The organism is Paenibacillus sp. 10L310, assembly GCF_056395745.1.
This window is the reverse complement of sequence record NZ_JBFTKC010000018.1, coordinates 15377-30288: the sequence shown is the minus strand read 5'-3', so window position 1 is coordinate 30288 and position 14912 is coordinate 15377. Positions and strand designations below refer to the sequence as shown.

Sequence of the window (14912 nt, the reverse complement as noted above, 5' to 3'; positions counted from 1 at the left end):
GGGGCTTCTATTTCTTCATTTATTCACTGTATTTATACGTGCTCGCATTCAGGATATCCACGTGTACCTCCACTTTTCCAAGCTTAAAACGTTGGAGTGGGTCCGCCCGGTTGTAGACTTCCTGTTTCCATAAGGGAAGGTTGTGGCGATATAAGTGTTCCACAAGACCGTATGAATCGATCTTGCGTTCCTTGGTTTTTTCAAACGTATCTCGGATTTGGGATTCGATCTGTTTCTCCGCTTCTTGTTCCATGGCATGAGGCGTACGCGGGGCTCCATGGTCCTCAATGATGGCACTTTTAACCGTAGTCGCCAGATCAAATGTTACGCCATCACCTTGCTTCCTCGCCGTGATTCTCGTCTTGGGATGATGAAGCATCAAAGTTAAGTCAGGAATTTTCCCACCATTCGCATATACATATAGTGGGTACTGATGTACACGCTCATAATTTACGTATCGTGTACCATCTGCGTCTGCTCCTGCAACTCTACCCTGACTTGTGCCTTTGGATATCACATAAAATCCATCCATTCTAACAAGGGGGGGCGTTTTATCGCCGTTGAACCAAGTCTCGTTCCTCGTTGACACCGAGGGTAAAAGAACGACAGAAGCGGGTTCCCGTAATCCATCAAGTAGCTGATGGAGCCGGATAGGTTCGTAGGCGGAATGCTGTTTGTATAGTCTCATGGGCTCAAATAATTCAATGGTCTGGGCGGATTGGTTCAACAATGCAGAGGGAGAGAGTATATCCGGAATGTTATGCTCTGTAGCGTAGATCCAGGGTGTATATCTCAATTGGCCTGAATGAAGAAGTGTATTAAAGATATCCTCCAGTCGACCATCCAAGGCTCTTTTGGATAGAACAATAGCTTTAACATGAGTCCAGAGCGTTAGCTGCTGTGACGTTTCATACAAGTCGTTAATAGCCATGTTCAGTGTTGTACCCTCGCCCCGTCCAGTCCAGATATCCCTTGTCTCCCGGGAAGTTGGTGTTTCCAGTTTTGCAATACTGGAGAAGTCAATCAGTTGGGCATAAGCAATATACTGGTTGTCTACATAGTCAATTCCTATCGCCGTAATGAAGTTTATACTTTGCACCTCTTTGGAATCCCAGCACCCCGTTAACAGGATCATGCAGCTTATAAGAAGGCCACTTATGGATGCCCATCGTTTCACGGGCGTTTCCTCCGGCGAGTAGAATCTTGTGTATGAAGTGCTTCTGGGCGCTTGGTTCTTTTCATGGAAGGTGGCATGGATACGGCCTGAGTGAAGTCTCCGGGAATGTAGGGAGATACAGGTGACAGATAGGATACGCCATAACATTCCAAGGATACGAGATGCACCAACAGGGCCAATAGTCCGATCATGAAACCGAATAATCCAAGAATGGAAGAGATGAGTAACATCCCGATCCGGATATGGGCAGTAGCCCCGCTTAGCACAGTGTTCACGAGAATATAGCTAGAGATGACCGAGATCGCTACCGTGACAATAATGGTAGGGGACGTAATCCCGGCTCTAATGGCAGCATCCCCAATAATAAGCCCGCCAACAACGCTGACCGTTTGCCCCAACGCACGTGGCAACCTACGCCCAGCTTCGTTGAATAGCTCGAACATAAAAATCATCAGGAACGCTTCCAGTGTCACCGGCATGGGCAGGCCCATTCGAGTGCCAGCAATTGTTGCCAGAAGAGGCAGGGGAATCTGTTCCACATTGAAACTGGTCAGGCCGATATAGAAGGCTGGGAAGAAACAGGCAATCAGCAGTCCGGATATACGCAAAATTCGTTCGAAAGTAACGATGAAAAAGGGTGTACTTTCGTCCTCCGGAGATTTCAACTGATTGAAAAGTGTAGTTGGTGCGATGACCGCTACAGGAGAACCTTCGATCAAAACGGCAAAACGACCGTTTAACAGGGAATCAACGACAAAATCAGGACGCTCGGTATTATCTGTAAGTGGAAAGATACTCCGAATCCCTCCCATGACAGCTCGTTCCATGATTGAGGTGCCCAGGATGCCGTCAATCTCAATCTGATCCAGATTGTGCCGAGCTTCTTTCAGAATGTCTGGATTGATAATATCTTTTACATATAGAAGTCCAATGGCCGTCTGGGTACGACCGCCTTTGACATATTTCTCATAACACATCGAAGATGTTTTCATTCGTTTGCGTATAAGGGCCACGTTGGTAGTGAGTTCTTCGGTGAATCCATCGCGCGGGCCTTTAACTGATGTTTCAATGGCTGATTCTTCTGGACTGCGTCCCGGGATATCAGCAATATCCACACTGCAGGACTGCACACCATTACCAAAAATGATCAGTAGTTGTCCACTAAATATCAACATATTAAGCTTGTTAGTATCTGTGAGGTCATCCAACGGATTCAATGTTAATCCCAGTTCTTTAGGATGTGATTCCTCAATGATCAGGGAGTGCTGTTCCAGACGTGGAATAATAAATTGGTTAATTTGTTTACCGTCGACGAGACCGTCGCAATAAAGCAGAATTACGGGCTGATCAGATTGGTCTTTAACAGGAAAGGTCTGAATAACGACATCTGCACATGGATTGAACTGCTCTTTCAAAGAGGCAAGCAGTGTTTCATGGGACGTGGTGTCAATCGCTTGATGCTCCATGATGTTTCCTCCTCTGATGGCGTGAATGGATAAAGGCAACCGTCGTCGCGATAATCGCAAGTCCGCTCAGATATACGAGATTGAACGGAAATATGTATTCGACCAGAAGCTTTTCGAAGGTCATATCATCCAGAGGATACAACATGGTTAGAATAAAGAAGACACCTAACGAGATACAACTGATAAGCCTTCTGGTAGAGCTCTTAATATTCCATATTTCTACTACAATATACATGGCGAGACTAATCCGGGTGAACGAGCCTGCGAGCCACTGGTAGATGGAAAAGAAGTCGGTCTGGGCGATGTATTTGCCCAAGGAGGCGATTCGCCATTCTTCAAAGGCGGGATATCGCATTTTGGTAGCTTCAAAAGGATCAAATTCCACAATCGCCCCGATGAGTGGGCCGACTGTAAGTCCCACAAGAACGAGTGCGAGCATCAGATACTGCCATACACGTATACGTTTGGTGAGATGAGGCTGGATATACCAGATGAACAGCAGTTCAAACATGCCTGCAAGACTGTAAATCATGCCATTCAGCACTGGATGCCAGCCATGTTCTAACACAGGCAGGAGACGACTGTAATCCTTGTATTGAGTGTTCACAATTGCAACATAGAAGCCCAGGAGTACCACCAGTGGAAGGATCAATCCTGCCGTAAATGCCAGTGAGCGGATGCCTTTATATGCCCCATAGGCACAGAGAGTCATCAGAGCAATACTAGTTACCAATATTGGCGTTTCTGTCAGGTAATTTGTTTTGGCCCAAGTCGTGGTTTCGTGCAGGGTGAAATAGATTGCGCTCAGAAAAAAGAGACTGTTCCCAACTCGAAATAACATGCCAATGGGCTTGCCGAGACGGGATGTTAACCATTCATGCAGAGTTTGATGCTGGAGGAAACGAGAGACATAAGCGAGCATTAGCGCAAATATCAAAAATGGACCGGCTGATAGCAGGACGGAAATCCAAGAATCCCTTTTAGCCGCAGCCAAAAGGGCAGGAATAATCAGAACATGGCTGATCAAGCCAACGGACAACATGATCAACATCATAGCTTGTAAAAAAGAAGGCTGTGTTCGTTTCATGCTGAGGGGTCTCCTTTTCCCAATAGACTGTCCTCAGCAGTGTTAACGTGATTGGAGCGCTTCATACCGTCAGTCGAAATAACGAATACCCATGGCTTCTCTTACCTCTAGGATCGTTTCCCGAGCCGCTCTCCAGTCAAAATGCGGGGGTTGGGGAGGATGGGAGCGTATAACTCGTTGAACCGGCGAACCAACTTCCGCGCTGTCTCAAGTATGGGGAATCATGCTTTTATTCCACTGATCAACCTATGTTTGCGACCGCTCATATTGGTGCCAAGCACACCGGCGATAATCAACAATGCACCAATATAGTGATGGCTACCCACTGGTTCATGCAATATCCATGCACCTCCTACGATGGAGATGAGCGTGGACAGATTGCTGAATACACTCATTTGCGAAGCCTCCAGATGGGTCAGGGCATAGCTCGCGAGCAGGGTGGAGATCATGGTGGAGAGAATTGCCAGATAAGCGAGTGCACCCAGATAGGATGTATCTCCAAGTGGTTTGATATAGTCCATCATGGAACCGCTGGACGCATGTCGGATCAGGGAAGCGGCGTTAAATACAATACAGCCAACCATCAGTGTGACCCAGGTTAATTCCATTGGTTTATACTTCTGGGTTAATGGTCTTGCAAGCACACCATACCCTGCAAAACAGACTGTGGATAGTAGCAATAATGCAATACCCTTCAGGTTACTCATAGATACGCCGCTTCCTTGCATCATGAAAATAAAGACCACTCCAGCAACAGATAGAAGCAGGAATAGCTTCTGCATCGTTGATGTACGTTCCTTCAGGAAAACTGAAGCGAGAACGAGTGTGAATACAGGGGCCATGGCCTGAATAATTCCGGCTTCCGATGAGTTGGAAGAGACAAGTCCAAAGGCTTGAAAGGCAAAAAATAAGACGGGAGATAAAAGCCCCAGTGGAATGATGCGCCACAGATCACGAAGGCTCAGTCGGATTTTGATCCAGCCAAAAATGACAGGAATGATGACAACGATCAGCGACAGCGCGAATCGGTGGGCAAGCACATCAATGGGATGTGCAACAGTGACGGTCATTTTAACAAATAAAAAAGATAGACCGATAATAGCTGCGTACAATACAGCTGCGATATAGGCGTATCCCCGAGTGCGTGTTGTGTTCATGAATGCTCCTCCAATACAGTAGTCATAGTTCTTTATCTTTCATTATCCTGAATTATGTCAGGTTCGAGGCATGTGCTGGCCTTATTCAATATACTGCCAGGTGCATCGTGCTACAATAGATAAAAGGTTAAACTGTATCGGTACAGTTGTTGGAGAGGGATGGGTGCATTGAGAAAATACGAAGTGATTGCCGAAGCGTTAAAGCAATGGATTCAGGAACAGATGCAGCAGGATCGTCGCCAGTGGGCAGATAAGGGCATTCGACTGCCAGCCGTTCGAGTTGTAGCAGAACAATATCATTGCAGTGTAAGCACGGCTATTCGTGCATATGAGTGGCTGGAACAGCGGCATTTGGTGTATGCCATACCTCAATCCGGTTATTATGCCGTACAGAACGGGACAGGTGCTCAGGACATGGACTGGCAGGGAGCGTTGGACTTTGCTTCAGCTGCACCCGATCCAAGGGTGTTCCCTTATGCAGACTTTCGTCATTGTGTGGATCAGGCGATGGAGAAGAAGCAAGCAGAGTTATTTATGTATGGCACGGATCAGGGATTACCTTCGCTTATTCTGCTGTTGCAGAAGCAGTTTGCGGATTATCAGGTGTTTGCGAGAACAGAGCAGTTCTTTATCACGTCAGGTGTGCAACAGGCACTAGCTGTACTTGCATTGATGCCTTTTCCCAATGGAAAGAGAAAAGTACTGCTTGAACTACCGACCTATCATAATATGCCCTCGCTACTGAGTGGATTAAATGTGCCGATTGCTGGTGTGAGACGTGCCCTGGATGGGCTGGACTGGGCATCGCTTGAACGTCAGTTTGCTGAAGGAGATATCAAGTTTTTCTATGTCATGCCACGCTTTCACAATCCGATTGGTACATCGTTGACTGTTGCTGACAAGAAGAGACTGGTCCGGCTTGCACAGCGGTACGATGTCTATCTGGTGGAGGACGATTATCTGGCCGATCTGGAGGACAATACGAAACAGGACCCGCTATGGTCCTATGATACCGAAGGCCGGGTCATCTATCTGAAGAGTTACTCCAAAATTTTGTTTCCAGGTCTGCGCATTGGTGTAGCTGTTCTGCCCTCACCACTAATTCAATCTTTTGGGGCTTACAAAAAAATGCTCGATATCGACACTTCTGTTCTGTCTCAAGCTGCTCTGGAGATCTATGTCCACAGCGGAATGTTTGCTCATCACAGGAAAGTGATTCGTAACCGCTATGCTGCCCGGATGAACACGGTGCATGAGCAACTGGACACATATCCAGACTTTGCTCCATTTATGGAGGCTCCTCGAACAGGAGGGGAGCATACCATATTACCTTTGGCGGGTGATATGCCGCTTCGTGTTCTGCTATCCCGGCTTCAAAAGCGCGGAGTCATCGTTGATACGACTGAACGGTATTATCCGGAGGGAACATATCAGGTGCATCAGGATCAGATGCTGCGCTTGAACATCTCCAATGTGCCGAAGCAGCGAATTGAGGAAGGGATGCAGAAGATCCGTGAGGAAATTTTGAAACTTCAGATCAGGCAGAGATAAAGACAAAGCTATAACAGCAAGGCCATTACAATAAAACGCATATAGTTGTTACACTCAGCATCTATCTAGTCGTATTGGCCACTCACCACTGTCTGTATATAACAAAAGGCGTCCACACAAGTTGATCACTTGTTGGACGCCTTTTCCTTGAGTTGCTATCTATCAACGATGCAGCTTGTACGCTACATGGTAGATGGAAATAATCTAATTTATTCCTGAGCCATCGCCTTGAAGGAAGCTTCTGCGGCTTCCAATGTAGCCTGAACATCCTCGTCTGTATGAGCCGTGGTCAGGAACCAGGCCTCATATTTGGATGGAGCCAGATTAATGCCACGGTTCAGCATGTGACGGAAGAAGGAAGCAAACAGCTCTCCATCCGTGTCTTGAGCATGATCATAATTCGTAACCGGATGGTTACAGAAATGAGTGGAGAACGCACCGCGAATCCGGTTGATCGTCAGTGCAATCCCATGACGGTCAGCAGAAGCTTGCAGACCCGCTGTCAGGTCGATGGCAAGACGTTCCATCTCTTCATATACACCCGCGCCTTGCAGGACCTCCAGACATGCGATACCAGCCGAGATGGATGCAGGGTTACCAGCCATCGTTCCCGCCTGATAAGCCGGGCCAAGCGGAGCAACCTGCTCCATAACGTGTTTGCGTCCGCCGTAAGCACCGATTGGCAGGCCGCCACCAATAATTTTACCAAGAGCCGTCAGATCCGGTTCAATCTCCGCATGGTTATCGAGTCCGGCATATGTCTGTGTAGAACCGTAATGGAAACGGAAAGCCGTAATGACTTCGTCATAGATAACCAGGGAGCCGTTAGATCGTGTCATGGCACAGAGACCTTCCAGGAAGCCAGGTTCCGGCATAACCATACCGAAGTTACCAACGATCGGTTCAACCATGACTGCGGCGACATCATCACCCCAGCGTTCCAAAGCATCCTTCAGGGCTTCCAGATCATTGTAGGGCACAGTAATGACTTCTTGTGCAATACTGGCTGGAACTCCCGCACTGTCGGGAATTCCGAGCGTGGACGGGCCTGAACCGGCAGCTACAAGCACCAGATCGGAATGACCATGGTAACATCCGGCGAATTTTACGATCTTGTTGCGTTTGGTGTAGGCACGAGCGACCCGAATCGTAGTCATGACCGCCTCCGTACCGGAGTTTACAAAACGAACTTTATCCATGGAAGGGATAGCTTCCTTCAACATTTTGGCGAGCTTGATCTCAAGTTCAGTCGGGGTACCGTACAGCACGCCATTTGCCGCTGCTTCCGTAATGGCCTGTGTAATATGCGGGTGGGCATGTCCTGTAACAATAGGACCGTAAGCGGCCAGATAATCAATATAACGGTTGTCATCGACATCCCAGAAGTGGGCCCCTTGGGCTTTTTTCATAAATACAGGTGCACCGCCACCAACGGCTTTGAACGAGCGTGAAGGGCTGTTAACACCTCCTACAATATGTTCAAGTGCTTCTGCGTATAGAAGTTCGGAACGGGAACGTGATGTATTCATAAGATAACTTCCTTTCGTAATGCAAAATATGATAAAGAAACAAACCACAGAAAGATATGATGATTTTCTCATAATAGTATAGCCGGGCACAACGAGAGGGCAGCGAATGGCTGCCCTCTGCATGTGTAGATTACTGAGCCGGTTGCTCTGACTTCTGATCGTCACCACTGGCTGTTTTATCTTCGGTGCTGGTTGTACTATCATCCGTTGTAGCAGGCGGGTGAATAATATCCTGAATATGCTGCTTCAATTTCTCTTCATTGGTAACCGTCAATACTTGCGCACCGCCTGCTGTACGTTCTTCTTTCAGCAGGTTCATTGGCGGAATCTGCTCACTGCCGTTCATGCTGCTCTGGTATCCGAGTCCACCCAGCTTCCACATATCGGAAAGCGTGAGATTTGTATCTACGTAAGGATTAACCTGTTCCAGAATGGCAGGCAGTTTGGCAATGGTAGTTGTTGACTGCATTTTCGCTGTTACAGCTTTCAGCAACTCACGCTGACGTTCGGACCGAGCGAAATCCGACATGGCATCATGACGGAAACGAACGTACATGAGCGCTGTCTCGCCATCTAGGTGCTGATATCCTTTTTTGAGATCAATATCGTATTCGTTATTGTCTGCTTTACTTGTATAGTGCATGTCTTTCTCCACATCAAAATCAACACCGCCAACGGCATCCACCAATTTGATGAATCCCTGGAAATCCGTATACACATAATACTGTACAGGAATGCCGAGCAGGTCGCCGGCAGCTTGCATCGCTGCATTAGGGCCATGGGTGATAGCGGTGTTGATCCGCTCCTTGCCATATCCGTCAATATTGACGTAAGTGTCGCGCAGAATGGAGAACAGATTGATTTTTTTGGTCAGTGGGTCGAGCGATACAACCATCATGCTGTCGGAGCGAGGAACTTCACCTTTTTTCAATCCACGTGCATCGACACCCATAACGAGAATATTTACCGTTTCTGAGCCTTCCCATTTTGGTGGGTCAGGCGTATTTACTTTCTCCACATTTTCGATGCCTGCAAATGGTGAATCGTCGCCGTCCTTTGCCAAACCGTCCAACTGATTGAGAATAGAACCGAAATAATATGCCGCTGCTCCTCCAATAATTAACACGAAGGCGGCAAGAGAAATCCATATGGTTCTCTTCGTCTTTCTGGTCATGCTAGCTCTCCTTTGTATTTGAGATGAAATAAAAAAACGAGTTCGAGTATTCAAGTAAGAACTAGTCGGAGCTTTCCGAACACGTCTTTTCCCAACATAAGGGCAGGACGCGGCTCCAGACTATTTTAAAGCTTGCTGAATTTTGACTGATACCATTATAATTTCTTTTTGGGCTACAAGCAATTTCAACAAAATCCAAGTGAGGTATAATCATGCTGGCGATTGATGTCAAAGATTTGCGCAAGTCGTTTAGCGTCCAGAAAAGCCGAGGTGGGCTGAAGGGCGCGTTCCAGGACCTGTTTGCACGTCAATACCAAGAGGTATTGGCTGTAAATGATATTTCGTTTCAGATTCCGCAGGGTGAAATATGCGGATATATTGGGGAGAACGGTGCCGGTAAATCAACAACGATCAAGATGTTGACCGGCATTTTGGTGCCTACTTCAGGGCAAATATCGGTTGGTGGATATGTTCCGTATCAGGAACGGGAGAAGTTTGTACAGAATATTGGTGTTGTTTTTGGTCAGCGCAGTCAATTGTGGTGGGATATTGGCGTTATCGAATCCTTCCATTTATTGCGCAAAGTATATCGTGTCGGAGAGGTCGATTTCCGCAAACGGCTGGATGAACTGGTTGAGCGGTTGCAGCTTCAGGACCTGCTAAGCCGTCCGGTACGGAAGCTCAGTCTTGGTCAGCGCATGCGCTGCGAGTTAGTGGCAGCCTTGTTGCATAATCCAAGTATTGTTTTCCTGGACGAACCAACTATTGGTTTGGATATTGTGGTGAAGTCGGAAATTCGGGATTTCTTGAAAGACATGAACAAGGAGCATGGAACGACCATACTGCTCACAACCCACGATTTGCAGGACATTGAGGCACTGTGTTCCCGGGTGATCATGCTTGATGCAGGCAACATCATTTATGATGGAGGTCTGGATCATCTCAAGTCCCAGTGGGGTAAGGAGCGGGAGATCCGCTTCAAGTTTGGTTCAGCTCACTACATCAGTCAGATGCAGGAATGGACTGCTGCGTTGCCTGTACGTTGGACGGTTGAGAATGAATTGTCCGCATCCGTATGGATTCCACTTGAACTGAATGTTTCGGATGTACTCGGACGTGTCGTTGGACAAGCAGATATTACCGATATTCAGATTATTGAGATCAACACGGATGAGATTGTGCGCAGTATTTACCAATCCGGTTCCGCCGAGCGTCCCGAGATTGTGGGAGCAGGGAAAGAAGCGGTGGGTGTATCCTGAGATGAATAGTGCATTTATTGATTTTATGCGCATCCGTTTTCTAACGATGCTGGCATACCGGGTGAATTATTACTCCGGCATTTTGATATATACGCTGAATATCGGCGTGTATTACTTTACCTGGCAAGCCATTTACGGTAGCAGTGGTGAACTCGGCGGCTTCACGGCAGCGCAGATGACCACTTACATCGCTGTATCCTGGATGGCACGTGCCTTTTACTTTAACAACCTGGACCGGGAGATTGCCGCAGATATACGGGATGGCTCCATTGCGATTCAATTCATCAGGCCGATCAATTACGTTATGGTCAAAATGATGCAGGGTCTTGGGGAAGGTATTTTCCGCTTCCTGCTGCTCATGATTCCGGGAATGCTCATTGCCATTCTGCTGTTCCCGGTTGAATTGCCTACGGCGCCATCGGCGTGGATTGGCTTTCTAGTCATGCTGTTCTTCAGTTTCCTCATTAATTCCCAGATTAATGTGATAACGGGACTGGCGGCATTCTTTGTGGAAAACAATGAAGGCATGATGCGTATGAAACGCGTCGTGGTTGATTTGTTCTCCGGTCTAATCATCCCGATCAGCCTGTATCCAGGCTGGATGTCCGCGGTGATGAAAGTATTGCCTTTTCAGGCCATTACGTATCTGCCCGGTTCCGTATTCACTGGAAGAGTGGAAGGTACCGCCATCTGGAGTGTACTCGGTATTCAGGTGTTCTGGTTTGCCGTACTGCTGCTTCCGATGGTATTGATCTGGCGTAAGGCGCGCAAGCGTCTGTTCGTGCAAGGGGGATAACAGATATGTACTATATGGGTCTGATCTGGGAATATTTGAAAAATTACATGAAAACACGACTCACGTACCGTGCTGATTTCTGGGTGGAGATCCTATCGGATCTGCTGTTCCAGGCAACTAACCTGATCTTTATCTTTGTGGTCTTTCGCCATACGGATAACCTGGGCGGCTGGAGTGAGAGTGAAGTGCTCTTTGTTTATGGATATTTTATGGTGCCCTATGGCATCTTCAGTTGTTTTATCAACCTGTGGGGATTCAGTGAGCGGTACATCGTCAAAGGTGAGATGGATCGGATCCTGACTCGTCCTGCACATAACCTGTTCCAGATATTGCTTGAAAATGTAGATCCGCCTGCACTCGTGGGCTCGTTTATCGGCTTGATCATCATGATCTTCAGTGGCGCAGAGATGGGTCTGATGCTGGAGTGGTGGCATATCCCTGCCTTGATTATTTTGGCACTCAGCTCAGTCATGATCTATGCCGGCATCTACACTACATTGACTTCACTATCCTTTTATTCGGACGCGCCGACAGGTATCCTGCCGTTGATGTATAACATTCAAGGATATGGACGCTACCCGGTAACGATCTATAACCGTGCCATTCAGGTGCTGTTAACCTGGATCATTCCGTTTGCCTTCGTGGGGATCTATCCCGCAGCGTTGTTCCTGGAGAGGTCCGAGATGCATCGCATGGCGTTGCTTACACCTGTGATGGGATTGGTGTTTGGCTCGATGGGCTTGCTGTTGTGGAATTTTGGCGTGAAGCGGTATCGCGGAGCAGGTTCATAATAACGCCCTATAGCATTTCATGGGGGAGATTAGGGAGGAACTGACATGATGTTAAATGTAGGCGAATTGGCACCGGATTTTGAGCTTCCGTCCAGTACGGGAGAATCAGTAAAGCTTTCGGATTACCGCGGACAGCGGGTACTGCTTTATTTTTACCCCAAGGATATGACCTCGTCCTGTACGCAACAAGCTTGTGATTTCCGGGATCGACATGCTGAATTTGAAGGGCTGAACACAGTCATTCTTGGAATCAGCACCGATCCGATGAAACAACATGACAAGTTTATCGCCAAATATGGACTGCCGTTCACTTTGTTATCGGATGAAGAGCACGTTGTAGCCGAGCAATACGGGGTATGGCAACTGAAGAAAATGTATGGCAAAGAGTACATGGGCATGGTTCGCTCCACTTTTCTGATTGATGAAGAGGGGAAATTGATCAAGGACTGGTCCAAGGTTCGGGTCAAAGGACATATCGAGGCTGCGCTCGATACGATAAAAACGTTATAAGATATATCTATACAATGACAGGCTGCATCTGTGGAGGGTTCTCCATAATGCAGCCTGTTTATTTGTTCAAAGGAGTATTCTTGGTGCGCCGCTTCTTGAACAAAGCTCTCGCTTGGTGAACCAGTAACAGGAATATCGGGAGGACTATGCTTACGGTCACGTCCCAGTCAAACCATGCGTACATGATTGTAGTGGTATAGAAGACAATATTCGGGGAGATCAGGATGGACATTGCAAAAAACAACATCATGGAAGGCAAGGTGAGCGGTTTATAGTCTTTCAGGCGAAATAGCTGTGCGGTTCCGACCACAAACCCGAAGACATACAACAAACTTTTGAAATAGGTCGACAACAGCCAGGCGATCGCTGTGAGCGCCTCTATTCGTTGGAAAAAGTTACCTACATTAATCTTCTGGGCAAGAACATACGATATGTATACATTGTGTTGTGTCAGCGTCGATCCAAGAACAAGCAGGGCGATCAGAACAAGCGAAGTCAACAGGGCACTTCCGAGTAATGCGGAGAACATCATGTCTCTTCTCAAATGGGAGCTGTGCGTGACATATGGCATAATCATGGAAAGAATGATCAGTTCTCCGAATGAAGCGGCTGCAGCACGAAAGCTTCCATCTATCATCGAGAAAACGGGAGTATTGAAAAAAGGCTTCAATCGGGATACCTCGGCTTGAGGAAGCAGAAATATGATCAGGAAAAGCAAGCTGAAAACGACAATCGGTGCCAGTAATTCGGAGCTTCTGCCGATCGTACCCAGTCCCTTCAGCATCCCCCAGGTGAGTGTTACAACAAAAAGGATAATGATCGCGCGAATCGGCGTGTTTAGATAAATCTGAGTTGTCATGAAATCCCCTACTTCTCGAATGCATATAGAGGCTCCCATGAGAAAGTAAAACAGGTAGGCTGCAGACAAGACGGATCCCAGCCATTTGCCGAGTACTTTGGGACAGATCTCAATTAAGGACATGTTGGGGTAGGTCCGATGAAGCTTGTACATAAGCCACAAAATAAATAATCCAATAGGTAGCGATAACAGGGAACAGATCCAGGCATCCTGTTTAGCTGAATAGGCGACCATTGTAGGATATAACAGAATCATATCTCCGATTATGGTAGTAAAGGTAAGAACCGCGAACTGTCGTATGGTGAGCTTTTCCTGGATCAACATGCAGCATGCACTCCTTTTGTAAATAAAATTCCAGATGACAAGGCGTGTCCGTATTTCCAGTCAAGCTATGTCATACCCCACATCCACGAGCCCTTCCTCTTGATCCGGTTCCATTAACTACGAAGCTTGATATGGTTGACACGAGCTTTGATTACATGAATCAGCAGGAGAATACCCGGTAATAGAATACCAACGGTTGTATCCCAATCGACCCAGTAAGGAACGACGGTGATAATAATGAAGGTAACGCCTGGTGCAACCAGATTAGCAAAAGCAAAGACAAGCATAGATGAAGGCAAAATCAAAAAAACATAGCGTTTTAACTTAAATAATTCTGCAATGCCGATCGTAAATGCATACAGATATACCATAGCTTTGAAATAAGTAGAGATCAGCCAGACTGACGCCATAAGTGCCTCGATTCGTTGGAAAAAATCTCCAATACTAATTTTTTGCATCAGAATGAAGGAGGCATAGATGTTATGTTGCGTCAGAAAGGCCCCCAGAACGAGTATGGCGATGGTTACCAGAGAGGCCAATAACAGGTTGCCCAGCCCAGCGGCCATAATTAAATCCCGATTGCGATGCTCTTGACTGGAGGTATAGGGCAAAAGCATCAAGATGGGGATGGTTTCGCCGACAGGATAGATGACACTAACGAGAATCCCTTGAGCGATGGATACCACATCCGTGTCCATGAACGGTTTTATGTTGCTCGTGTCAATTTTGGGTACTAAACAGAAACAGAGTACAAGAATGAACACAACTCCAACAGGCATTAATAACTCGCTGCTTCGGCCCATAGTCTCAATCCCGTTGTAAACTCCCCAGGAGACAGCGATCACAAACAGCAGAATGATGACACGAATCGGCGTGTATTGGAAAAGCTGGGTCGTCATGAAATCACCGACCTCCCGGGTATGGGTGGAGGCACCAATGACAAAAAAGTACAAGTAAAAGCATCCGACCAGCGTGCCAGGCCAGAATCCCAGGATGCTTCGGGATATTGCAATCAGGTTCTTGTCTGGATAAGCTTTACCGAGCTTGAGGAACATGGCCATCAGAAGCATGCCGATCGGAACACCAATCAGGGCGCAGATCCAGGCATTTTGCTTGGCATATGACGTGATGACGGAAGGATAGATCATCATCATATCCCCAACAACCATCATAAATGTCAGGGTAGCCAGTGCTCGGGTACCCAGTCGCCCTTTTTCAAGCATCTCTATCAC

The 14912-nt window shown here is 47.2% G+C and carries 13 protein-coding genes; 5 read left to right on the top strand and 8 right to left on the bottom strand.

Annotation, left to right across the window (positions count from 1 at the left end; genetic code table 11):
* Positions 1-19: 19 nt before the first annotated feature.
* From AC1DE7_RS26045 to AC1DE7_RS26030, 4 genes are all read right to left on the bottom strand, one after another.
* Entirely contained in the window at positions 20-1177 is a 1158-nt protein-coding gene (locus tag AC1DE7_RS26045; RefSeq protein WP_340983510.1) for a Ger(x)C family spore germination protein, read from the bottom strand.
* Positions 1174-2643 (bottom strand): spore germination protein, encoded by a 1470-nt coding sequence (locus AC1DE7_RS26040; RefSeq protein WP_340983509.1) that lies wholly within the window; start codon positions 2641-2643, stop codon positions 1174-1176. Before AC1DE7_RS26040 ends, AC1DE7_RS26045 begins: the two co-directional genes overlap by 4 nt.
* Positions 2624-3730 (bottom strand): GerAB/ArcD/ProY family transporter, encoded by a 1107-nt coding sequence (locus AC1DE7_RS26035; protein ID WP_340983508.1) that lies wholly within the window; start codon positions 3728-3730, stop codon positions 2624-2626. The genes AC1DE7_RS26040 and AC1DE7_RS26035 overlap by 20 nt, the downstream gene beginning before the upstream one ends.
* A 221-nt stretch (positions 3731-3951) precedes the next feature.
* Complete coding sequence (locus tag AC1DE7_RS26030) at positions 3952-4887, bottom strand: DMT family transporter (protein WP_340983507.1); 936 nt, start codon at positions 4885-4887, stop codon at positions 3952-3954.
* Between the two features lie 159 nt (positions 4888-5046).
* On the opposite strand from AC1DE7_RS26030, the gene AC1DE7_RS26025 reads away from it, so the two are divergent.
* Positions 5047-6438 (top strand): aminotransferase-like domain-containing protein, encoded by a 1392-nt coding sequence (locus AC1DE7_RS26025; protein ID WP_340983506.1) that lies wholly within the window; start codon positions 5047-5049, stop codon positions 6436-6438.
* A 209-nt stretch (positions 6439-6647) separates the two neighbouring features.
* Here AC1DE7_RS26025 and AC1DE7_RS26020 read toward each other — a convergent pair whose 3' ends face one another.
* Together AC1DE7_RS26020 and AC1DE7_RS26015 are read right to left on the bottom strand one after the other, a co-directional pair.
* Complete coding sequence (locus tag AC1DE7_RS26020; protein WP_340983505.1) at positions 6648-7967, bottom strand: glutamate-1-semialdehyde 2,1-aminomutase; 1320 nt, start codon at positions 7965-7967, stop codon at positions 6648-6650.
* Positions 7968-8097: 130 nt separating this feature from the next.
* Positions 8098-9141, bottom strand: a complete 1044-nt coding sequence (locus tag AC1DE7_RS26015) for an LCP family protein (RefSeq protein WP_282319469.1) — start codon at positions 9139-9141, stop codon at positions 8098-8100.
* 212 nt (positions 9142-9353) lie between these two features.
* On the opposite strand from AC1DE7_RS26015, the gene AC1DE7_RS26010 reads away from it, so the two are divergent.
* Genes AC1DE7_RS26010 through bcp form a run of 4 tightly spaced genes read left to right on the top strand, consistent with a single transcriptional unit; the run spans position 9354 to position 12497 of the window.
* Positions 9354-10400 carry an ABC transporter ATP-binding protein gene (locus tag AC1DE7_RS26010; RefSeq protein WP_340983504.1) on the top strand — a complete coding sequence of 349 codons (1047 nt, stop codon included), beginning with the start codon at positions 9354-9356 and terminating at the stop codon, positions 10398-10400.
* A gap of 1 nt (position 10401) precedes the next feature.
* Entirely contained in the window at positions 10402-11196 is a 795-nt protein-coding gene (locus tag AC1DE7_RS26005; RefSeq protein WP_036614077.1) for an ABC transporter permease, read from the top strand.
* 5 nt (positions 11197-11201) lie between these two features.
* Positions 11202-11987 carry an ABC transporter permease gene (locus AC1DE7_RS26000; protein WP_036614076.1) on the top strand — a complete coding sequence of 262 codons (786 nt, stop codon included), beginning with the start codon at positions 11202-11204 and terminating at the stop codon, positions 11985-11987.
* A 45-nt stretch (positions 11988-12032) separates the two neighbouring features.
* The gene (gene bcp / locus AC1DE7_RS25995; protein ID WP_340983503.1) at positions 12033-12497 is read left to right on the top strand and encodes a thioredoxin-dependent thiol peroxidase; all 465 of its coding nucleotides are present in this window, start codon (positions 12033-12035) and stop codon (positions 12495-12497) included.
* 58 nt (positions 12498-12555) lie between these two features.
* On the opposite strand, the gene AC1DE7_RS25990 is transcribed toward bcp, so the two are convergent.
* Together AC1DE7_RS25990 and AC1DE7_RS25985 are read right to left on the bottom strand one after the other, a co-directional pair.
* The gene (locus tag AC1DE7_RS25990; RefSeq protein ID WP_340983502.1) at positions 12556-13680 is read right to left on the bottom strand and encodes a GerAB/ArcD/ProY family transporter; all 1125 of its coding nucleotides are present in this window, start codon (positions 13678-13680) and stop codon (positions 12556-12558) included.
* Positions 13681-13793: 113 nt separating this feature from the next.
* Positions 13794-14903, bottom strand: coding sequence for a GerAB/ArcD/ProY family transporter (locus AC1DE7_RS25985; protein WP_340983501.1), 1110 nt, complete (start codon positions 14901-14903; stop codon positions 13794-13796).
* Between the last annotated feature and the right edge of the window lie 9 nt (positions 14904-14912).

Excerpts from the sequence above, each read along its gene's own strand:
- AC1DE7_RS25990 (WP_340983502.1), bottom strand. The coding sequence starts at position 13,680 with ATGTTGATCCAGGAAAAGCTCACCATACGACAGTTCGCGGTTCTTACC.
- AC1DE7_RS25985 (WP_340983501.1), bottom strand. The coding sequence starts at position 14,903 with ATGCTTGAAAAAGGGCGACTGGGTACCCGAGCACTGGCTACCCTGACA.
- AC1DE7_RS26035 (WP_340983508.1), bottom strand. The coding sequence starts at position 3,730 with ATGAAACGAACACAGCCTTCTTTTTTACAAGCTATGATGTTGATCATG.
- AC1DE7_RS26025 (WP_340983506.1), top strand. The coding sequence starts at position 5,047 with ATGGGTGCATTGAGAAAATACGAAGTGATTGCCGAAGCGTTAAAGCAA.
- AC1DE7_RS26040 (WP_340983509.1), bottom strand. The coding sequence starts at position 2,643 with ATGGAGCATCAAGCGATTGACACCACGTCCCATGAAACACTGCTTGCC.
- AC1DE7_RS26020 (WP_340983505.1), bottom strand. The coding sequence starts at position 7,967 with ATGAATACATCACGTTCCCGTTCCGAACTTCTATACGCAGAAGCACTT.
- AC1DE7_RS26000 (WP_036614076.1), top strand. The coding sequence starts at position 11,202 with ATGTACTATATGGGTCTGATCTGGGAATATTTGAAAAATTACATGAAA.
- AC1DE7_RS26005 (WP_036614077.1), top strand. The coding sequence starts at position 10,402 with ATGAATAGTGCATTTATTGATTTTATGCGCATCCGTTTTCTAACGATG.
- AC1DE7_RS26015 (WP_282319469.1), bottom strand. The coding sequence starts at position 9,141 with ATGACCAGAAAGACGAAGAGAACCATATGGATTTCTCTTGCCGCCTTC.
- AC1DE7_RS26010 (WP_340983504.1), top strand. The coding sequence starts at position 9,354 with ATGCTGGCGATTGATGTCAAAGATTTGCGCAAGTCGTTTAGCGTCCAG.
- AC1DE7_RS26030 (WP_340983507.1), bottom strand. The coding sequence starts at position 4,887 with ATGAACACAACACGCACTCGGGGATACGCCTATATCGCAGCTGTATTG.
- bcp (WP_340983503.1), top strand. The coding sequence starts at position 12,033 with ATGATGTTAAATGTAGGCGAATTGGCACCGGATTTTGAGCTTCCGTCC.